The 19,964-nt window shown below is 69.8% G+C and carries 17 protein-coding genes; 10 read left to right on the forward strand and 7 right to left on the reverse strand.

Annotated features, from left to right (window positions below; translation table 11 throughout):
* Positions 1-92: 92 nt before the first annotated feature.
* The 5 genes from panD to OG199_RS08120 all read right to left on the reverse strand — a co-directional run bounded on the left by panD (position 93) and on the right by OG199_RS08120 (position 5,193).
* Positions 93-512, reverse strand: coding sequence for an aspartate 1-decarboxylase (panD, locus tag OG199_RS08100; protein WP_392877868.1), 420 nt, complete (start codon positions 510-512; stop codon positions 93-95).
* A 220-nt stretch (positions 513-732) separates the two neighbouring features.
* Positions 733-990 (reverse strand): hypothetical protein, encoded by a 258-nt coding sequence (locus OG199_RS08105; protein WP_405828803.1) that lies wholly within the window; start codon positions 988-990, stop codon positions 733-735.
* Between the two features lie 113 nt (positions 991-1,103).
* Positions 1,104-2,702 (reverse strand): succinic semialdehyde dehydrogenase, encoded by a 1,599-nt coding sequence (locus OG199_RS08110; RefSeq protein WP_356800189.1) that lies wholly within the window; start codon positions 2,700-2,702, stop codon positions 1,104-1,106.
* A 15-nt stretch (positions 2,703-2,717) separates the two neighbouring features.
* Positions 2,718-3,641, reverse strand: a complete 924-nt coding sequence (locus OG199_RS08115; protein ID WP_405828805.1) for an acetoacetate decarboxylase family protein — start codon at positions 3,639-3,641, stop codon at positions 2,718-2,720.
* 301 nt (positions 3,642-3,942) lie between these two features.
* The gene (locus OG199_RS08120; protein ID WP_356800187.1) at positions 3,943-5,193 is read right to left on the reverse strand and encodes an NADH:flavin oxidoreductase/NADH oxidase family protein; all 1,251 of its coding nucleotides are present in this window, start codon (positions 5,191-5,193) and stop codon (positions 3,943-3,945) included.
* Positions 5,194-5,288: 95 nt separating this feature from the next.
* Here OG199_RS08120 and OG199_RS08125 point away from each other — a divergent pair, with 95 nt between their 5' ends.
* Together OG199_RS08125 and OG199_RS08130 are read left to right on the forward strand one after the other, a co-directional pair.
* Positions 5,289-5,882, forward strand: a complete 594-nt coding sequence (locus OG199_RS08125; RefSeq protein ID WP_405828807.1) for a TetR/AcrR family transcriptional regulator — start codon at positions 5,289-5,291, stop codon at positions 5,880-5,882.
* Between the two features lie 721 nt (positions 5,883-6,603).
* On the forward strand, positions 6,604-7,146 hold the full coding sequence (locus OG199_RS08130; RefSeq protein ID WP_405828809.1) for a hypothetical protein: 543 nt from the start codon (positions 6,604-6,606) through the stop codon (positions 7,144-7,146).
* Positions 7,147-7,318: 172 nt separating this feature from the next.
* Here OG199_RS08130 and OG199_RS08135 read toward each other — a convergent pair whose 3' ends face one another.
* Positions 7,319-7,717 carry a hypothetical protein gene (locus tag OG199_RS08135; protein ID WP_401805277.1) on the reverse strand — a complete coding sequence of 133 codons (399 nt, stop codon included), beginning with the start codon at positions 7,715-7,717 and terminating at the stop codon, positions 7,319-7,321.
* Between the two features lie 147 nt (positions 7,718-7,864).
* Between OG199_RS08135 and OG199_RS08140 the strand changes: the two genes are divergently transcribed.
* Both OG199_RS08140 and OG199_RS08145 read left to right on the forward strand, forming a co-directional pair.
* A complete protein-coding gene (locus OG199_RS08140) occupies positions 7,865-9,982 on the forward strand; it encodes an AAA family ATPase (protein ID WP_405828811.1) in 2,118 nt (705 codons plus the stop codon).
* On the forward strand, positions 9,975-11,213 hold the full coding sequence (locus tag OG199_RS08145) for an McrC family protein (RefSeq protein WP_405828813.1): 1,239 nt from the start codon (positions 9,975-9,977) through the stop codon (positions 11,211-11,213). Before OG199_RS08140 ends, OG199_RS08145 begins: the two co-directional genes overlap by 8 nt.
* A 98-nt stretch (positions 11,214-11,311) precedes the next feature.
* Here OG199_RS08145 and OG199_RS08150 read toward each other — a convergent pair whose 3' ends face one another.
* Positions 11,312-12,694 carry an MFS transporter gene (locus tag OG199_RS08150; protein WP_405828815.1) on the reverse strand — a complete coding sequence of 461 codons (1,383 nt, stop codon included), beginning with the start codon at positions 12,692-12,694 and terminating at the stop codon, positions 11,312-11,314.
* A 97-nt stretch (positions 12,695-12,791) separates the two neighbouring features.
* Here OG199_RS08150 and OG199_RS08155 point away from each other — a divergent pair, with 97 nt between their 5' ends.
* The 6 genes from OG199_RS08155 (at position 12,792) to OG199_RS08180 (ending at position 19,926) form a co-directional block, all read left to right on the forward strand.
* The gene (locus OG199_RS08155) at positions 12,792-13,391 is read left to right on the forward strand and encodes a helix-turn-helix domain-containing protein (RefSeq protein ID WP_405828817.1); all 600 of its coding nucleotides are present in this window, start codon (positions 12,792-12,794) and stop codon (positions 13,389-13,391) included.
* 388 nt (positions 13,392-13,779) lie between these two features.
* Positions 13,780-14,310, forward strand: coding sequence for a (2Fe-2S)-binding protein (locus tag OG199_RS08160; protein WP_405828819.1), 531 nt, complete (start codon positions 13,780-13,782; stop codon positions 14,308-14,310).
* On the forward strand, positions 14,297-15,286 hold the full coding sequence (locus OG199_RS08165; RefSeq protein WP_356800182.1) for a xanthine dehydrogenase family protein subunit M: 990 nt from the start codon (positions 14,297-14,299) through the stop codon (positions 15,284-15,286). Before OG199_RS08160 ends, OG199_RS08165 begins: the two co-directional genes overlap by 14 nt.
* Positions 15,283-17,490, forward strand: coding sequence for a xanthine dehydrogenase family protein molybdopterin-binding subunit (locus tag OG199_RS08170; RefSeq protein ID WP_405828821.1), 2,208 nt, complete (start codon positions 15,283-15,285; stop codon positions 17,488-17,490). The genes OG199_RS08165 and OG199_RS08170 overlap by 4 nt, the downstream gene beginning before the upstream one ends.
* Before the next feature lie 154 nt (positions 17,491-17,644).
* Positions 17,645-18,106 (forward strand): MarR family transcriptional regulator, encoded by a 462-nt coding sequence (locus OG199_RS08175; protein ID WP_356800180.1) that lies wholly within the window; start codon positions 17,645-17,647, stop codon positions 18,104-18,106.
* A gap of 152 nt (positions 18,107-18,258) precedes the next feature.
* The gene (locus OG199_RS08180; RefSeq protein ID WP_401805401.1) at positions 18,259-19,926 is read left to right on the forward strand and encodes an MFS transporter; all 1,668 of its coding nucleotides are present in this window, start codon (positions 18,259-18,261) and stop codon (positions 19,924-19,926) included.
* Positions 19,927-19,964: the final 38 nt, after the last annotated feature.

Genomic DNA, 19,964 nt, shown 5'->3' on the forward strand with positions numbered 1-19,964 from the left:
TTCCTCGGGTCCTGGTTCCTCGGCCCCCGGCCCGCGGATCCGCCGGTTCGGCGGACGGCCTCGGACGCCCCCCGGACTTCCTCGGCCGGGGCTCAGGCGGTGACCGCCTGGGGGCTGCGTTCCTGGTCCGAGCCCGGCACCGGCTCGGACGGATCGGCCCCCAGGGCCACGATCCGGTTGTCGCGGTCCACGTGCACGACCCGCGGCCGCAGTGCCCGCGCCTCGGCGTCGGAGACCTGAGCGTAACTGATGATGATCACCAGGTCACCGGGATGGACAAGATGCGCCGCCGCACCGTTGATCCCGACCACGCCGGAGCCGCGCTCGCCCTCGATGACGTACGTCTCCAGGCGCGCGCCGTTGGTGACGTCGACGATGTGGACGAGCTCACCGGGCAGCAGATCCGCGGCGTCGAGCAGATCGGCGTCGATGGTCACGGACCCGACGTAGTGCAGGTCGGCCTGGGTGACCGTGGCGCGGTGGATCTTGGACTTGAACATGGTGCGCAGCACTGTGGACTCCTGGAAGACGGCTCCCTGCCTGCTTGTTGCAGGTCAAGGGCTTTCGTCACTGTACAGCGGCACGTCTTCCACTCGAAGACCTTCTAGAAGTTCGTCCGCCACGGCGGGGGGGGGCTTCCCGCCTGCACGATCTGCGCGAACCAAGCCGCCGAAAGCCGCCTGGCAGGATCGTCCAGGACAGTCCTGGACGGCGACGCCTTCTATATGACGATCACGAACCAGCAGGAAGGCGCACAGAGGCGATCTGGCGTGCGGTGCGGTGGTCGCCGTCGGGTGCGAGCTGTGTGCACCGGCCCAGCCTCTCAGCGATCTCGGCGAGGGTGGAGTGGGTGTCGGTCAGCCATTGACCCTCGTCCGCGAACACCGTCGTACGCGCGCCGAGCAGGCGGCAGAGCCGACACAACTCCGGGGGCGGGTGCCGGCCTTCGTCGACGACAGGGGTGAGTTCGGGGACTGGGCCGATCTCCACGGCACGGTACCGACCTCGGCGCCGCGGAATCGGGGTCGCCGCCCCCCATCGCCGCGGGTCCGGAGAGAGGCGCGGCCTGCGGTTCGCAGCCGAGTTCCTCTTCAGCCGGCACGTCAGCGCACACCGGCCGCTTTCAATGCCTTCAGTGCGCCGGTCAGGAGAGCCGCCCAGGCCTCGGGTGAGATCCGGGCGGGCGGCGTGAAGCCTTGGACGCGCTGGTGGGCCACCGTCTGCGGCTCGGTGTACTTGAGGATTCCGTCGGCCCCGTGGCGGCGGCCGAGTCCGGAGTCGCCCATGCCTCCCATGGGCGCGTCGATGCTTCCCCACGCGGCGGCGAATGCCTCGTTGACGTTGACAGTTCCGGCGTGGAGGCGGGCGGCGACGGCCCGGCCACGGGCCCCGTCGCCGGTCCAGACGCTGGCGTTGAGGCCGTACGGGGTGGCGTTGGCCCGCGCGACCGCTTCGTCGACGGTGCGGAAGGAGTGGACGGAGACGACGGGCCCGAAGGTCTCGTGGTCGTGGAGCGTCATGTCTGGTGAAACGCCCTCGAGGATGGTCGGCTCGTAGAACAGCGGCCCCAGATCCGGCCGTGCGCGGCCGCCGGCCAGAACGGTCGCACCCTTGGCGACGGCGTCGTCGACGTGTGCGGTGACGGTCTCCAGCTGCGAGGAGTTGGTCAGGCTGCCGACATCTACGCCGTAGTCGTAGGCGGCGCCGATCTCGAGTCGGCGGGTGCGGGCGACGAACGCGGCGATGAACCGCTCCCGGACGGACTCGGCGACGTAGAGACGCTCGATGGAGACACACAGCTGTCCGGCCGAGGGAAAGCAGGCGGCGACGGCGCCGTCGGCGGCCTTGTCGATGTCCGCGTCGTCGAGGACGATCATGGCGTTCTTGCCGCCCAGTTCCAGGGACGCACCGATGAGGCGCTGTCCGGCGTCGCGGGCGATCCGGCGTCCGCTGGCGGTGGATCCGGTGAACATCATGTAGTCGGCGTTGTCCATCAGGGCGCCGCCGATGGAACTGCCCCGGCCCACCACCATCTGCCACACGCCGTCCGGCAGCCCGGCTTCGTGCATCATGTCGAGCGCCCACAGCGCGGTGAGAGCCGTCTGGGTGTCGGGCTTCTGCACGACGGCGTTGCCCGCCAGGAGTGCGGGGACGGCGTCGCCGGCAGCCATGCTCAGCGGGTAGTTCCACGGCGAGATCACCGTGACGACCCCCTTGGGATGGCGGAGTTCGGTGGTGTGGGTCAGCAGCGGGATCGCGCCGCGGCGACGCTTCGGTTCCAGGTACCTGGTGGCGTTGCGCGCGTAGTAGCGGGAGGTGATCGCGATGTCGGTCACCTCGAGGAAGGCGTCGCGGCGGGTCTTGCCGCTTTCGGCCTGCATCAGGTCCAGGGCCTCGTCCTGGCGGGCGAGGACGAGATCGTGGAACCGCAGCAGGATCTTCTTGCGCCGGCTCAGCGGCAGGGCGGCCCAGGACCTCTGGGCGATGCGGGCGCGCGCGAAGGCGTCTTCGACGTCGCCGGGTGTCGAGACCGGCAGGTCGGCCAAGGGCAGGCCCGTGTAGGGGGCGGTGGTCGTGGTCCGGGCGGCGTCGGGTGCGGCGGTGATGCGCTGTGCGAGGTGCTCGATGCGGCCCGGGGAGAGCGATGGGGGCAGGCCGGTACCCCGGGCGGTCGCGGGACGGGGCGCGTGTTCGGTGACCATGACGGGGCTCCGTTGCTACTTGGTCCGGCTCGGGACGGAGGTGGGCACCGGCATGTGCAGCGCAAGCTGACCCCGGGTCATGACGACGAACTGAAGGGTTCTTATCGGCCTGAGCGAGCGCAGGTCGTCCGCCATGCGGCCCTCACCGACCTGGAGCCGGATGTCGCGCGGAAGGCGCGTCGTGCCGGCCGACAGGACGTTGGTCTGACTCAGCGTCGAGTGCCACGCGTTGCCGATGGAGGTGTACGAGGTGAGTGAGCCGACGCGCTCGCCGCTTCGGTAGGCGGTCTGCTGGGGCGTGGCCGCCTGGAGGGAGAGGTCGGTCCCGCCGGCGTCGTTGGCGACCCGCGCCCCGGTGCGCTGGGGATCGATGTCGACGTCGAGTTCGGTGACCCACTTGGGGAAGCCATAGCCGTCGTGGCCGCGCACCTGGGCGATCTCCGTGCTCACCGGGAGGGACAGCACGTAGGAGTCGAGGCGCTCGTTCGTCAGGCCCGCGACGAGGTCGAGGAAGCCGAGCCTGCCGTGCCGGGCCGGCCTGACGGCGATGCCGACTGCGGCCTCCGTGTAGAAGTCGATGTCGCACACGTCGTAGCGGAAGAACATCACCGAGACGAGACCGAGGCCCGGGGCGATCTCCAGCGGCGCCAGTTCCCTGGGCAGGCGCGAGCGGATGGCGCGAGAGGGAGCGAGCATGGTGAGCCGCGCGGTCGAGACGGCGTAGTAGAAGTTCGGCGTGAGCGTGCTGCCGATCGGTGAGTCGACCTTGGCCTTGGGGAGTCGGCGGAAGAAGCCGACACCGCTGACGCGGGGGTCCCTGGCTACTTCGTCCAGGTCGGTGTCCATCCGGTACCGGTCGTACAGGCCGCCCTTGCGGACGGTGACCGTGCGGCCGCCCAGGTCGACCTCGACCGTGTCCTTCTGCGTGGGTGCTGGCATGAGGTACTACCTCCCGTTGATGTTTACGATGTACACATGACCCTAACGCTCGATGTGAGCACCGTCAACACTGCTCTTGGGTGCCCCGCGTGATGGGTGCGGTGGACGCGACGAAGGTCCGGGCCCACAAGCGCAACGGCGCCTGAGGGACCGGACCTTGAGGTGGGCCGGCCTCGGTCCGGCCGTCATCCGCCCGCGGCAGGGCGCGGGCGACGGCCGGATGACCGCGGGCGGCGAGAGCTGAAGGCCCCCGCTTCGCCGGCTCGCTTCTCGCGGTTGCTCTTGGTTGCCCTTGGTTGCCCTACCGGGCCGGCGTGGCGCGTGCCTCGGTCAGCCACAGGCGGTAGCGACGCAGGGCGCGCCGCTGCCTGCGCTGCTCGGCGAGCAGGGCCAGTGCCGGGTGGGTATTGGGGGTGGGCCTGCTGCCGCGGGCGATCCGGCGCATCTGGTGGCGGACCTGGGCCATGCTCGCGGCGGAAGCGAGGGCCTTGTCCGACCACGTCACCGGCCGCAGACGCCGGTCGGCCTCCCGGCCGCGACGCCAGCGGTCGGGCAGTTCGGGGGTGACGGCGAGCGCGGTCCCCATCCCGACGATCGCCACCCCGCCGGCCAGGACCCGCTCGGCCGTCTCCCGGCGGGTGATGCCGCCGGTGAGCATCAGAGGCAGCGGGCTGGTCCGCACGAGATCCTTGGCGAGGTCCAGGAAGTAGGCCTCACGGGCCTGCGTGCGGGAGTCGGCGGCGCGGCCGGACATGGCCGGGCTCTCGTAGCTGCCGCCGGACAGTTCGACCAGGTCGACGCCGAGCGGTTCGAGCATGCCGATCACCTGGCGTGCGTCGTCGGCGTCGAATCCACCGCGCTGGAAGTCCGCGGAGTTCAGTTTGACCGCGACCGCGAAGGAGGGCGAAACGGCACCTCGCACCGCGCGGACGACGTCCAGAAGCATCCGGGCCCGGTTCTCCAGCGCTCCACCCCACCGGTCGGTGCGCTTGTTGACCAGGGGAGACAGGAACTGCGACAGCAGGTATCCGTGTGCGGCATGGATCTCCACGCCGTCGAAGCCCGCCTTCTCGGCCCGGAGTGCGGTGACCGCGTAGCGGGTCACGGTGGCCCCGATCTGCTCTGCGGTCATGGCGGTGGGGCGGCCGAAGCGGCTGCTGTGCTTTCCCAGGTCGACGCCCACGTCGGAGGGTCCCCACACGACCCCGGGCATGTCGGAACCGATCTGGCGGCCCGGGTGGTTGATCTGCATCCAGATCGCCCCGCCACCGCTCTTGCCCGCCTCGGCCCACTCGCTGAACGGCTCCAGCGGCGCGGCCTCATCGAGCACGACGCCCGCCGGACCGGTCAGGGCCTCGGCATGGACCATGACGTTTCCGGTGATCAGCAGGCCGGCTCCCCCGGCGGCCCAGCGGCGGTACAACGCCAACAGCTCCTCACCGGGAAGCTGGCCGTCATCGGCCATGTTCTCTTCCATGGCCGCCTTCGCGATCCGGTTGCGCAGGACCTGCCCCGAACGCAGGGGCAGCGGCGTGAACAGCTCACTGGACATCCGAGTTACCTTCTTCCGTCTCCATCGCCTACGATGTGTACACCGTTCACATTAGGGGATGATGTAAGCGGCGTAAACATGAGGGAGTGTGACCTGTGCCGCAAGCCACGTACCACCACGGAGACCTGCGGGCAGCCTGCCTGCGCGCCGCGCGGGAACTGCTGGAGGAAGACGGCAGCGCCGCCCTGTCACTCAGGGCGGTAGCACGCAGGGCCGGCGTTTCAGCGACAGCCCCCTACCGCCATTTCGCGGACCGGGACGCCCTCGTCTCCGCGGTCGCCGCCGAGGGATACCGCGAACTCGCCACGAACCTCGCCAAGGCCCACCCCTCGCCCACGACAGTCGACGACCTGGCCGCCGTCGCCGTCGCCTACGTGCAGTTCGCGCTCGACCATCCAGCCCTGTTCCGGGCGATGTTCGCCGAACCCTGCGACCCGACCAGCGAAGAACGAGTCGCGGCAACCGCCGTCATCTCGGAGTACGTCCAGAACATCGTCCGCGGCGCCTTCCCCGGCTCAGACGTCGGCGCCCTGTCGACCACGGTCTGGGCACTCGTCCACGGCCTGGCCTTCCTGCACCTCGACGGCAAACTCGACGCCTCCACCCCCGAGATCGTCGCCCGTCAGGTCCGCGCGGCCGTGACTGCCCTGTTCACCACCGCACCCGCGATGCGAACGTCCGCCACCTAGTCGGCCCTCGGAGGACGAGCCCGTGCCGCAGACTTTGGCCGGGGTAGCGGCTGTCGGCAGCGCACTGGTGGCGCTGCGGGGCGGCCGGTAGGCGACCGGGCGCCAGCACCACGTACAACACGATCGACGTGTCCGGAAGGGAAGACGTGGTCGCCGTTCCGTCCCCTCAGTGTCGGACGTAGCCACACTGCAGCACGCTCCTCACGCGGCGCAGATCCCCAGACAGGTGAGGCAGCGCAGAAGCCCTCATCGCGTGGGGCGCGAGGGCGTCGACGTCGAACACCTTCTTCCCCATCGATCGCTGCCGCGCCCGCACCCGCACCCGCTCCTGACGACGAGCAGGATCCGCGCCAGGAATGCGCGGCACAATCCAGGAGGCGTCCCACGCTCCGGCACAGGGGCCCTTTCATCGCGGCGGCCACCTGAGTCACCCAACATCATCACACGCGGGATTTGGCCCTTCGCCCTCCGGCATCATGGCCTCCGTGACGAGCGGGGTGATTGTGCACGGCGGCAGCCGAGTTGAGCGGACCACCGTGGCGGACGTCGAGGCGGTCGCCGAGGGAAGCGCGCCGGTTCGCAGGATCTGCGAACCGGCAGAACCCGAACGGACCGAGGGGCGACAGTCCACCAGAGTCGCAACTGGGCGGGAAGGCTCGAGACTGCAGTACGGCGTTGGGTCAAGCCGACGGCTGCCGTAGGTCGCTCGGGGGTTGGGGAAATGAGACAGGACGACGGACGGGACCACGGCATGGGCTACAAGAACGAAGACGAGATCAAGCGGGCGCTTGGAATCGAATCATGGAGGCATCTCTCCAAAGAGAAGATGATCAGATTCGTGGCGATGATGCCTGACATGAGCACCGAGGTGGCTCTGAAGATAATTGAACAGTTCCCCGCGTTCAAAGACTTCGCCAAGGACGTCGTGGGAGTGATGGAGAAAGCGTATGAATCCACACTCTCGGCCAACAAGCAGAGCCAAGAACATTCCCATCGGTCCTGCCAGGAGGTAAGGGAAATCCTCAGGGTCGAACTCAGCAAAGACAATCTGAGCGGGGAAGACAAGAAATTCATCATCGAGCAGATCCAGGAAACCCTGAGGATGGAGTTCCAGAAGGACAGCGAGAACAAGCAGTTCCTGTCCGGGAATCTCAAGAGAGTGCTGGCCGGCGCTGGTGCCGCACTTGCCCTGGGCGTGGTCTTCGTCGGGGGCAAGGTGTTGGCCGAAAGCAAGGACGACCCCGAAGGCTCCCTGGAGGCCTGACCTCGATTCGCCAGTGGCAAATCCGTCAACCTGTCAGCTCACTGGCCGAGTTGGACGACCTCGACCTCATCGTAGAAGGCCGGCCATCGATGGCTGTGTCCCGCCCGACTTCCTCAAGTGCGTTCGCGCGATGTCCCCGTTGTAGACGCGTCCAGCGTGACGGACGGTCGCATCACAGACCGGCCCGCTCCAGCAGGATCCTCAATGCGCCCGGCTTGACCTTCTGCACGGACCGGACCTGACCGAGCTCCAACTCATCCCGGCCCACCGGATTGCCGTACAGCAAGTCCGTGGGCTCGGGGAGCAGAGTCACGTCGACCCGGTAGGCGAAGTCGGGGTCGGCGGGGTCCTCCTGCGGCTCGTTGTCGACCTCGGCCACCGCAGCGACCGCCGAATCCGGTTGGCTGAAGAAGAACCACAGGCGGTCGCCTGGGTTCATGCGGTTGCGCCGACTGAGCCAGAGGTCGAGTTCGGGGTCCTCGTGAGCGAGCCGGCGCAAGGTCTCTTTGTCGGAAGGTTCTCCGTCAAGGGTGTCCTTGTTCGGATTGAGGATGTAGATCCAGTCCTGCACGATCTCTCCCGCCGCCGTGGCGCGCGCCGCCCAGGAACGACCTCGCCCTGCTGAGCATCGTGCCAGCACTCCGACTCGCACGCAGGAAGTCACCCAACCTCATCACCCATGGGGAACGGCCCCTCGCGCTCCGGCATCATGACTTCCATGACGAACGGGGCGGATGTGCGGACAGCGGCGGCGGAGTTCGACCGGAGCAGTGTGGCGGCCGTCGAGTCGGCTGCCGAGGACGAGCGCAAGCAGGTGCTGTCCCAGTTTCCGCTGGAGGCGTGGGCAGAACTGCCGCTGAAGCGCTACGCCCTGGGGCAGACAGCGTCCCCCGGATCGGCGCCCACGTACTGCCGGCTGCTGGAGTTCCTCACGCCGAGCCTGGGCAGCATCAAAGGCGGCAGCGCCGCGAAGCACATCATGTACCACCACGTCTCCGGCGAATGGCGCCTGGCCGCCCCCTTGCGCGGCATGGAACCTGAGGAAGCCTGGGTACATCTGCGTGGTCAGTTCGTCCAGGCCTTCGACGCCGTCGCGTCGGGAGACTTCGACGCCTTGGACGATCTCGAAGTGCTGCGGTACGGGCCGACGTTGGTGACGAAGACGCTGGCCACCTACTTCCCCGAGCACTTTCTGCCCATCTACGCGGGGGAACATCTCCGACGGTTCGTCGCCCTGCTGCTGGGCGACTCGGCGCAGGGCGGCTCGGCGCAGGGCGACGCCCCGGCCTGGCGCAGCAATCGCCGTCTGCTGAAACTCGTGCGGGCCCACACGGAGTTCGAGGGCTGGAGCCGGTACGAAGTGATGCACTTCCTGTACCGGCACTCCGATCCGCGGCCTCGGCAGCGCACCATCTGGAAGATCGCTCCTGGTGAGCGCGGTCGTCTGTGGGAGGAGTGCCGAACGGACGGAGTCATCCGTGTGGGATGGGAGCAGGTAGGAGACCTCGGCCTGTACCAGAGCGACACCGATCTGAAGCAGGCTTTGGATACGCACTGGCCCCGCAAGAGCGGGGGCAGCCTGACGCTCGCCCGTCGGCTGCTGGCTTTCCGTGACCTGGAGGAAGGCGACCGTATCGTGGCCAATCGAGGGGTGGACGAGGTACTGGCCACGGGCACGGTCAGTGGGAACTACCGCTTCGAGCCGGGCCGCCCGGAGTTCCAGCACACCGTCCCCGTGGACTGGGATCTGTCTCATGCGCAGCGGCTGTCGGAGCCCAGGCAGTGGCGGTCCACCTTCGCCAGGATCGACCCGGCCTTCTTCGCCAAACTCACCGCGTATCAGGCAGACTCCGGCGCCAAGGCGAACCGGGAACCGCAGAGCACGCCCGTCGCACTGCCCGAGGACGTGCAAACCGTCCTGGACGCCCTGAAGCACAAGGGTCAGGTGATCCTGCACGGGCCGCCCGGTACAGGCAAGACACGGCTCGCCCTCGGAGCGGCCCTTGCCATGGACGGTCGCGCGGAGGCACTCGATGCCAACGCCGACCAGCGCGCCAAGGCTCAGGCCGAAATGCTGCACGGCGACCGCGTCCACATGGTCACCTTCCATCCCTCCTACGGCTATGAGGACTTCGTCGAGGGCTTCAAGCCGGACCTGAGTGCCACGGGTCCCGGGCTCACACTCGCCCTTACGGACGGCCTGTTCCACAACCTGTGCAGCCAGGCCACCGCCTGTCCCGAACAGGAATTCCTCCTGGTCATCGACGAGATCAACCGCGGTGACCTGCCGCGGATCTTCGGCGAGTTGATCACCCTTCTCGAACTGGACAAGCGGAACCTGCCGGTAGACCTCCCCGTCAGCAAGCGGCGCTTCTCCGTCCCGCCGAACGTACGCATCATCGGCACGATGAACACCGCCGACCGAAGCATCAGTCACCTGGACGCCGCTGTCCGCCGCCGCTTCGCCTTCCTGCCCGTGGGCCCAGACCCGGACGCCGTCTCCGGAACCGTCGGCCCCCTGGACCTGGCCGCGTTTTTCGAGTCCCTCAACACCCGCATCGCCCGCCATCTCGACACCGACCACCAGATCGGGCACGCCTATCTGCTACGCGACGGTGCGCCGATCGCCACCGAGGAGGATCTGTCCGCCGCGTTCCACCACGAGGTCATCCCTCTCCTGGAGGACTACTGTCTCGGCCGGGCGGAACTGCTGCACCGCATTCTCGGCGGACTGGTCGACGCGGATACCGGGCGTCCGCTCCTCATGTCTCCACAGGACCTGGCGGACGCGATGGCGACCGAGTTCACAAGCGGCGGGTCCAGCCCGGATGCCTGACCCCACCTCGGTCCAGCTCGGCGAGTACGAGACCGCCGTACTGGAGCCCGATCAGCTCACTCCCCGGGACATCGACCGCCTCCATGCCCTCCAGGCACGGGGCTGCCTGGACCTGATCCCTGACCGTACCGGTTGGCGCCTCAAGGCCGACGCGACTGTCGGGGTCCTGCTCCTGGACCGTGTCCGCGTGGTGATCTCGCCCAAGTTCGCCATCCCGGGAGAGCAGCTCATGAGCTGGCTCGCCTACGCCCTCGGCACACCGGTCCCGGCGACGGCCAGGCGTTGGGCCACCGGACCTGACGGATACGCCGACCTGGTCGCCTCAGCCCTGCTCGAAGAGTGCGAGCGGCTGCTACGGGAGGGCCTGCGCCGGGACTACGTATGCCGGCGCCGTGTCGAACCCGTACTCCGGGGACGGCTGGACGTCGTCGCCCAGACCACCCGCCGCTACGGGCAACTCGATCAACTGCACGTCCGCACCTTCGACCGGGAGACGGACATCTGGGACAACCGTGTTCTGGGAAGTGCGATCAAGGCGGCGCTCGGCCTGACCTCCAGCCCCGACCTGGCGCGCGCCCTGCACGGCATCGCCAGCGCCTTTCCACAGGCCCCTACCCCTTCCGCGGCAGTCCGTGCGCTGGACCGCTCCCACTACACACGCCTGAACGCCCGCTACCGCCCTGCCCACACCTGGGCCCGCCTCCTGTTGTGCGGTGGAGGCGTAACCGATCTGCTCAGCGACCACGGCACCACGGCGGACGGCCTCCTGCTCCCCATGCCCGCACTCTGGGAAGCCGTCGTCCGCCGCCTCGGCACCGAGGCCGTCAGCCCGTACGGCGGCCACGCCGTACTCGGCGGAAGCGGTATCGGCATCACCGTCCGTGGAGACTTGGGCAACATCTCGGCCTTCCGCCCCGACCTCCTGCTCAGCCTTCCCGGCCACGACGAGGCACCTTCCACGCTGCTGCCGATAGACGCCAAGTACAAGCGCTACGACTGCCACGGCGTGAGCGCGGCCGACGTCCACCAGTTGCTTACGTACAGCTGCGGCTACGCGGCGGCCGACGCCCCCGGCGCAGTCATCGTCCATCCCCAGCCGGGCAGCCACGCCCGGCGGACTCTCCAAGTGTGCGGACCCAGGGGCGTATTGGGCGTCATCCACGTCCTCGGTATCAACACCCACGCCACACCTGAGCAAGCGACGGCGTGGATCGGCTCAGTGCTGCGCTGACCGCTGGACGACCTTGCCGAGCAGCGCCTCCGACAGTCCTTCACTACTGGCGAAGACGAACCAGCGCCGCGTCCCGGCACTCCCCCAGTGGGCGCGTCTCAACTCCGGGAGGCGCGTGCCACGACGAAGAGGAACAGCCCGCAGGCCGTCACGAGCAGCCAGCCCGGACGGGACGCGGCGGCGAGGCCGGCGGGGCCGGACCCGGCGGCCATGCCCCCGGCGACGGCGATCCCGATGGCCGCGCCGACCTGGCGCGCGGTGGAGGTGATCGCCCCCGCCACACCCGCCCGGGCCCGCGGCAGACCACTGACCGCGGTGTTGGTGAGGGGAGCGTTGGCGAAACCGAACCCGACGCCGATCAGCAGATGGGCGAGGAGGATCAGCGGCACGCTCGTGTCCTGCCGCAGGTTCGTCAGGCACAGTCCGCCGGCCGCGATGAACCCGCCCGCGAGGATCAGCGGGCGCCGAGGTCCGAGACGTCCGACCAGGGTGCCGGACCACGGTGCGCACAGGGTCGCCCCGAGTGCCATGGGCAGCGTCGAGGCGCCGGCCGCGAGCGGAGTCCAGCCGCGGGCGTGCTGGAGGTAGAGGGTGTTGAGCAGCAGGCTCACGTTCAGCGCGACGAACACCGCCGCGGCGCCGAGCACCGCCGACGCGAACGGCGGCCGTCGGAAGAGGCCGAGGTCCACGAGGGGTTCGCCGTGGCGCAGTTCGACCTGGACGAACCCGGCCGCCGCCGCCATGGTCAGGGCATAGCAGACGAGGGCGGTGGGCGAGGCCCAGCCGATGCGGGGGCCTTCGATCAGGACACCGACGACCAGGCCGAGGACCACGGTGAGGAGCACCTGGCCGGGCAGGTCCAGGCGCCGGGGGCGCTCCGCGCGGGACTCCGGCACGAACACCGCGACCAGGACGAGCGCGGCGGCGACGACCGGGAGGTTGATCCAGAAGACCGAACGCCAGCCGAAGGCGGCGATGAGCACCCCGCCGGTGACCGGGCCCGCCGCCATGCTGAGCCCGAAGACCGAGGCCCACACGCCGATCGCCCGGGCCCGTTCCCGCGGGTCGGGCATCGCGTTCACCACGATCGCCAGGGCCACCGGACTGAGCATCGAGGCTCCGACGCCCTGGGCGGCCCGGGCGGCGACGAGTACGCCGAGCGACGGGGCCAGGGCGCACACGAGGGAGGTCAGACCGAAGACGATCAGTCCGCACTGGAAGATCCGGCGGCGCCCGAAACGGTCCGCGAGCGCGCCGGAGACGATGAGGAGGCCGGCCAGGACCACGGTGTAGGCGTCGACGACCCATTCCAGACCGTGGGTGCCCGTGCCGAGGCCACGCCCGATCTCGGGCAGGGACACGTTGACGATGGTGGTGTCCACGCCCACCAGGAACATGCTGAGCGCGCAGACGGCCAGCACCGTCCAGCGGCGGCGCGCGCCCAGTGGGGAGGGTGGTGCGGCCAGGGATGTCGTGAGCACGGGAGGTCCCCCTTCGGTACGGGATCGGTTCCCGCTCAGGCTCGCGTCGGGGGAGGTGCCGGAACCAGGATCTTTGCGGAGACCGCAAAATGGCCCCATGGACGCCGAACTCGCGGAACTCCTCGCCGGTATCGGGCCCCGGTTGCGCGCTCTGCGACACGACCGCGGCCTCACCCTCGAATCCCTCGCGGAGGACACCGGGATCTCCGTCAGCACGCTGTCGCGCCTGGAGTCGGGGCTGCGCCGCCCGACGCTCGACCTTCTCATCCCGCTCGCCCGGGCCCACCGTGTCGCGCTGGACCAGTTGGTCGCGGCACCGGCCACCGGTGACCCGCGGGTCCATCTCAAGCCGCGGAGCCGCAAGCCGGGCAGCGTCCTCGTCCCGCTGACGCAGTACCCCGGCCGGGTCCAGGTCTTCAAGCAGGTGCTCGCGTACCGCGAACCGCGGCTGGTAACCCACTCCGGCTACGAGTGGCTCTACGTGCTCGCCGGCGAGCTCCGTCTCGTCCTCGGGGAGCGCGAGGTCACGCTCCGGCCGGGCGAGGTGGCCGAGTTCGACACCGACGAACCGCACTGGTTCGGGCCCGCCGGTGCCGAGCCGGTGGAGATCCTGCATCTGTTCGGGCCCCACGGCGACCAGGCCGTCGTGCGCGCCGGCCCGGCGGCCGACAGCGCGGGGCGCCCGCCGGTCGTATGAGGGAAGCCTTGGAACGCAGGCCTTTGAACGCAGGCCTTTGAACGCAGGCGCTCGAACAGAGGCGCTCGAGCCGCCCTTGAGTCTTGGGCCACTCGGAGTCTCGAGCCGCCCTTGAGCCTTGGGCGCCCTTGAGCCTCGAGCCGACCTTGAGCCTCGGGCGCCCTTGAGCGGAGGCGCCTTGTTCAGAGGCCTTCGTGGAACGTTCAGAGGCCTTCGTGGAACGTGCCGCGCGGGCCCCTGCTCAGGCCGGTGCCCGCGCGGAATCACCTGTTCGGCCTATATGGTGGGAAAAGTTACTGAAGTAGCGCATATCAGTCGAAACCTACTCACCGGATCCGCCCCCAGGAGGGGCTCGAGTCGTTTCGCGACCCGTCCGGAGGAGGACGCGATGACGGACGTGGCGAGCAGGCGGGACGTGGACGAGCGTCCCGCGATCATCGAACGGGTCGTGACACTCGACGTGAACGGCCGTCCCTACACGCTCCGCCTGGACACCCGGGTCACCCTGTTGGACGCCCTGCGTGACCGGCTGGGTCTGGTGGGCACGAAGAAGGGCTGTGACCAGGGAGCCTGTGGCGCGTGCACGGTCCACGTGGACGGCCGGAGAGTGCTGTCCTGCCTGACCCTGGCGGCGCAGGCCGAGGGCCGGGAGATCACCACCATCGAGGGCGTCTCCGGGCCCGACGGACCGCACCCGGTGCAGCAGGCGTTCATGGAGCACGACGGCTTCCAGTGCGGCTTCTGCACACCTGGGCAGATCATGTCCGCGGTGGCCCTCCTGGCCGAGGGCCGGGCCGGCTCCGACGAGGAGATCCGGGAGTTCATGAGCGGCAACCTGTGCCGTTGCGGCGCCTATCCCAACATCGTGGCCGCCGTACGCGAGGCGGCGACCCGGGGAGGCCTCGATGCGGACCTTTGACTACGTGCGGGCCGTCGACACCCAGGAAGTGGTGCGGTTGCTGGCGGACGACCCGGCCGCGTCGTGCCTCGCGGGCGGCACCACTCAGCTGGACCTGATGAAGGACGGGGTCCTCGAGCCACCGCGGCTGATCGACATCACCCGACTCCCCCTCCACGGCATCGAACGCCGTGGCGAATCCCTTCATGTGGGGGCACTGGTGACCATGGAGGAGCTGGCCGCCGACCCCACGGTGGCCGAGCGGCTGCCCGTGGTGCGCGAGGCGCTGCTGCTGGGCGCCTCGGTCCAACTGCGGAACATGGCCACCATCGGGGGCAACCTGCTCCAGCGCACGCGCTGCCGCTACTTCCGCGACCCCACGGTCCAGGCGTGCAACAAGCGTGCCCCGGGCTCCGGTTGCGCCGCTGTCGAGGGCGTGGCGCGGATGCACGCCGTGCTCGGCGCGAGCGAGCGCTGCATCGCGCTGCACGCCTCCGATCTCGCCGTCGCCCTGGTGGCGCTGGACGCGCTCGTGCACGTCCAGGGGGTGTCGGAGCGTCGCACCGTGCCACTGACGGAGTTCTATGTGACGGCGGACGAGAGCCCGCAGCGCGAGAACGTCCTGGAGCACGCCGAGCTGATCACCGAGGTCGAGATCCCGCTGCCCCCGCCGGCCGCCAGGTCGGGGTACCTCAAGGTCCGTGACCGGACGTCGTACGAGTTCGCCCTCACCTCCGCCGCCGTTCTGCTCCTCATGGAGGGTGGCACGATCCGGCGCGCCCGGGTCGGCCTCGGCGGGGTGGGGACGAAGCCCTGGCGGGCCTACGAGGCCGAGCACGTGCTGACGGGCGCGCCTGCCACCACCGCGACGTTCACGGACGCGGCCGACGCCACGATGCGCGATGCCTTCACCGTCCCCGGCACGGCGTTCAAGGTGCCGCTGGCCCGTCGCACGCTGGTGCGCGAGCTGCAGACAGTCTCAGGAGTGACGCCATGAGCACCGTCGAGAGCAGGCCGCTGGTGGGCGCGGGCGTCAGCAGGGTCGACGGCCCGCGCAAGGTCACCGGAACCGCCCCGTACCCGATGGACTTCAGCATCCCCGGCCAGGCCTACGGGGCCGTGGTGCAGTCCACGGTCGCCGCGGGCCGCATCCTGCGCATGCACACCGAGGCCGCCGAAGGCGCTCCCGGCGTGTTGGCCGTGATCACCCATGAGAACGTCCCGTCGGTCGGCACGGGCCCGATGACAGTGCTCGGGGCGTCGCCGCCGCCACCGCTGAGGAACGACCGGATCGTGCACCACGGGCAGCACATCGCCTTCGTGGTGGCCGAGACTCCCGAGCAGGCCACGGCCGCGGCGCGGCTGGTGCGGGTCGACTACGAGGTCGAGGAACCGCTCCTGGACCTGCGGGACCCACGGGCCGAACAGGTCCTCGATCCATGGGAGATGGACACCTCGCGCGGCGACCCCGGCGCGGCGCTGGAGTCCGCCGAGGTGACCGTCCGGGCCACGTACACGACCGCCGACAACACCAACAACCCGCTCGGGCTGTTCGCGACGGTCGCCGTGTGGGAGGGCGACACCCTCACCGTCCACGACACCAGTCAGTGGCCGTCCATGGTGCGCACCACCCTGGCCATGGTCTTCGGCATCCCCGAGAGCTCGGTACGGGTCCTGGTGCCCTACGTCGGCGGGGGCTTCGGCGCCGGACTGCGCGCGTGGCCGCACGTGATCCTGACCGCCCTCGCCGCCCGGATGCTCAAGCGGCCGGTCAAACTGGTCCTGACCCGGCCGCAGATGTTCACCTCCGTCGGGCACCGCCCCAGCGGGGTGCAGTGGCTGAGTGTCGGCGCCACGCGCGACGGCGGACTGGTCGCCCTCGACCACCGCAGCCTCATCTCCCTGAGCATGGAGGACACCGACTTCGAGCCGTTCTCGTCGGGTACCTCCTTCGCCTACGGGTGCCCCAACGTGATCACGCGGGACCGGCAGGCGCGGATCAACATCGCCGTGCCGACGTCCATGCGGGCCCCCGCCGAGGCACAGGGCAACTTCGCGCTGGAGTCGGCGCTCGACGAACTGGCCTGCACTCTGGGCATGGACCCCCTGGACCTACGGGTGCGCAACCACACCGACGTCGATCCGCGCAACGGGCTGCCCTGGTCCGGCAAGGCGATCCTGGAGTGCTACGAGGTCGGCGCGCGGCGCTTCGGCTGGTACGACCGCAACCCCGAGCCGTGCTCGATGCGCGACGGGAACTGGCTGGTCGGCTACGGAATGGCGAGCGCGATGTTCCCCTACTTCGCGCAGCCCTGCTCGGCGCAGGCCACCGTCAACAGCGACGGCAGCGCGCTGGTGCGCAGCGCGGCGACGGACATCGGCACCGGCACGTACACCGTCATGGCCCAACTGGCCGCCGAGGAACTGGGGCTGCCCCTGGATCTGGTCCGTTTCGACCTGGGCGACTCCGACATGCCCAACTCGATGATGGCGGGCGGCTCCGGCCTGACCGGCGCGCTGGGCAACGCCGTGCACGACGCGTGCCGGCGACTGGTGCGCTCCTTCGCCGAACTCGCGGCCGGTGACACCGACTCGCCGCTGCGGGGAGTGTCCCCCGGTGACGTGGAGTGCACCGGGGGCAGGGTCCATCTGGCCGGCCGCCCGGACCGAGGGGAGTCGTACGTCGACATCCTCGCCCGGCACGATATGTCCGAGCTCACGGCGTACGGGAACAGCACGCCGCCGACCCCCACCGAGCTGGGCATGTCCCCGGCCGGCGCGTACGGCGCGAAGTTCGTGGAGGTCCGGGTGGACGCGGATCTCGGACTCATCCGCGTCGCGCGGGTGGTCTCCGCGATCGACGGCGGCCGCATCCTCAACGCGAAGACGGCCCGGAGTCAGATCATCGGCGGCACGGTCGGCGGCATCGGCATGGCCCTGTACGAGGACACGGTCACCGACCCGCACACCGGCCGCATCGCCAACGGCACCTTCGGCGACTACCTCGTCGCGGTGAACGCCGACGTGCCCGAGCTGGACGTGGTCTTCGTCGGCGAGCCCGATCGCGGCACCGCCACGGGCACCAAGGGTGTCGGGGAGGTCGGGCTGGTCGGCATCGCGCCCGCGATCTCCAACGCCGTGTACCACGCCACGGGGAAGCGTCTGCGGGATCTGCCGATCACTCTCGACGCCCTGCTGTGAAGGGACCCTCAATGCACTCGGTGCACTCGGTGGACCCACTCGGTGGACGCATTCCTGTCGCGACGCGCTCCCGCGGGCGCGGCCGGGGCACGATAATTACTAACATTTGATTGAGCAGCCCAGCCTGATAAACCTAGTGTCAGTATCTGTGAAGGTGGATACAGAAGCAGGTCACGACCAGGTCCGGGAACCCGGCGACACCGCCCGGCTCGCCTCCGCCCTGCGCCTCGCCGTGGGTCGTATGACCCGGCGACTGCGCCAGGCCCACGCCGTGGGGGACGTGTCGCTCTCCGGCGTCTCGGTGCTCGCGCGGCTCGCCGCCGACGGTGCCGGCTCGCCGGGGTCCCTCGCCGAGCTGGAGCGCGTACGGCCCCAGGCGATGGCCAGCACCCTCGCGGCGCTCGGAGAACGCGGGCTGGTCGGTCGCGCTCCCGACACGGCGGACGGGCGGCGGATCATCGTGGCGATCACCGACGAGGGGCGGGCCATGCTGGCGGAGCGGCGCTCCGAGTCCGTCCAACGCCTCGCGGCGGCTCTCGACGAGTTCACCGAGCGGGAGCGCGAGACCCTCGCCTCCGCGCTGCCCCTCCTCGACCGACTGGCGGAACGACTGTGACCGTCCGTACGCCTGACGACGGTGGTCCGGGCGGTCCGCGCGGAGGCGGCGCGTCCGTCCTGCGCTCCCTGCGCCGCAAGGACCTGCCCGCGGGTCCCGGCTACAAGTGGGTCGCGCTGTCCAACACCACGCTCGGCGTGCTGATCGCCACGATGGACGCCTCCATCGTGATCATCTCGCTGCCCGCGATCTTCCGCGGGATCGGGCTCGACCCGCTCGCACCCGGCAACATCGGCTATCTGCTCTGGATGATCCTGGGTTATCTGCTGGTGTCGGCGGTACTCGTCGTCGTCCTCGGCCGGCTCGGCGACATGTACGGCCGGGTCAAGATCTACAACCTCGGCTTCCTCGTCTTCGCCTGTGCCTCCGTCGCGCTCTCCCTCGACCCGTTCCGGGCCGCCGCCGGCGCCCTGTGGCTGATCCTGTGGCGGGTCGTGCAGGCGTTCGGCGGCTCCATGCTCACCGCCAACTCGGCCGCCATCCTCACCGACGCCTTCCCCACCCGGCAGCGCGGCATGGCCCTCGGCATCAACCAGATCACCGCGCTCGCCGGCCAGTTCCTCGGCCTCCTCGCCGGCGGACTGCTGGCCGCCGTCGACTGGCGCGCGGTGTTCTGGGTGAGCGTGCCGGTCAGTATCACCGGCACCGTCTGGTCGTACCTGAGCCTGCGGGAGACCTCGGCGGGGCGTCCCGGCCGGATCGACTGGCTGGGCAACATCACCTTCGCCGCGGGCGCCGGGACCCTGCTGGTCGGCATCACCTACGGCATCCAGCCCTACGGCTCGCACGCCACCGGCTGGGGAAATCCGTGGGTGCTCGCCGGCCTGACCGGCGGTGTCGTCCTGCTGCTGCTCTTCTGCTACGTCGAGTCGCGCGTCGCCGACCCGATGTTCACCCTGGCCCTGTTCAAGATCCGGGCCTTCGCCGCGGGCAACGTGGCGGCGCTGCTGACCGCGATCGCACGCGGCGGGCTGCAGTTCATGCTCATCATCTGGCTTCAGGGCATCTGGCTGCCGCTGCACGGCTACGCGTTCGAGGACACCCCGTTGTGGGCGGGCATCTTCATGCTGCCCCTGACCCTGGGCTTCCTGATCGCGGGTCCCCTGTCCGGTTACCTGTCGGACCGGTTCGGCGCCCGGATGTTCTCCACGACCGGCCTGATCGTCGTCGCGGTCTCCTTCCTCGGGCTGCTCGTCCTGCCCATCGACTTCGACTACGGGACCTTCGCGGCGCTGCTGCTGCTCAACGGACTGGGCCAGGGCATGTTCTCCTCCCCGAACACCTCCTCGATCATGGGCAGCGTGCCGCCCGAGTACCGGGGCGTCGCCTCGGGCATGCGCTCCACGTTCCAGAACTCGGGCACCGCCCTGTCCATCGGCGTGTTCTTCTCGCTGATGGTCTCCGGACTTGCCTCGTCGCTGCCCGCGGCGCTCAGCGGCGGACTCCAGGCGCACGGCGTGCCCGCCGGCGCGGCCGAACACGCCGCGTCGCTCCCGCCGGTGAGCACGTTGTTCGCCACGTTCCTCGGCAACAACCCCATCGAACACCTGCTCGCGTCCGGTGGAGCCCTCGCCCCTCTCTCCCCGGCCCAGCACGCGGCCCTGACCGGTCACACCTTCTTCCCCCGACTGGTCTCCGGCCCCTTCCACCACGGGCTCACCATCGTCTTCAGCGTGGCCGCGGGCATGGCGCTGGTCTCCGCGCTCGCCTCGGCCCTGCGCGGCGGGCGCCGTCCCGCGCAGGACGCCCCTCCACAGGACCGAGGGCCCGCCGCGGCCGGTCCGTCGCGGACGGGACAGCGGCACAACACGCCCTCGTAGGAGCGGCGGCCACCGCGGAAGCCCCCCGAAAAGCGCCC

The organism is Streptomyces sp. NBC_01176, assembly GCF_045039825.1.
Lineage (GTDB): Bacteria > Actinomycetota > Actinomycetes > Streptomycetales > Streptomycetaceae > Streptomyces.

Coding starts and splice junctions, on each gene's coding strand:
- OG199_RS08110 (WP_356800189.1), bottom strand. CDS start 2,702: ATGGTCACCGAACACGCGCCCCGTCCCGCGACCGCCCGGGGTACCGGC.
- OG199_RS08115 (WP_405828805.1), bottom strand. CDS start 3,641: ATGCCAGCACCCACGCAGAAGGACACGGTCGAGGTCGACCTGGGCGGC.
- OG199_RS08120 (WP_356800187.1), bottom strand. CDS start 5,193: ATGTCCAGTGAGCTGTTCACGCCGCTGCCCCTGCGTTCGGGGCAGGTC.
- OG199_RS08130 (WP_405828809.1), top strand. CDS start 6,604: ATGAGACAGGACGACGGACGGGACCACGGCATGGGCTACAAGAACGAA.
- OG199_RS08140 (WP_405828811.1), top strand. CDS start 7,865: ATGACGAACGGGGCGGATGTGCGGACAGCGGCGGCGGAGTTCGACCGG.
- OG199_RS08145 (WP_405828813.1), top strand. CDS start 9,975: ATGCCTGACCCCACCTCGGTCCAGCTCGGCGAGTACGAGACCGCCGTA.
- OG199_RS08155 (WP_405828817.1), top strand. CDS start 12,792: ATGGACGCCGAACTCGCGGAACTCCTCGCCGGTATCGGGCCCCGGTTG.
- OG199_RS08160 (WP_405828819.1), top strand. CDS start 13,780: ATGACGGACGTGGCGAGCAGGCGGGACGTGGACGAGCGTCCCGCGATC.
- OG199_RS08165 (WP_356800182.1), top strand. CDS start 14,297: ATGCGGACCTTTGACTACGTGCGGGCCGTCGACACCCAGGAAGTGGTG.
- OG199_RS08170 (WP_405828821.1), top strand. CDS start 15,283: ATGAGCACCGTCGAGAGCAGGCCGCTGGTGGGCGCGGGCGTCAGCAGG.
- OG199_RS08180 (WP_401805401.1), top strand. CDS start 18,259: ATGGACGCCTCCATCGTGATCATCTCGCTGCCCGCGATCTTCCGCGGG.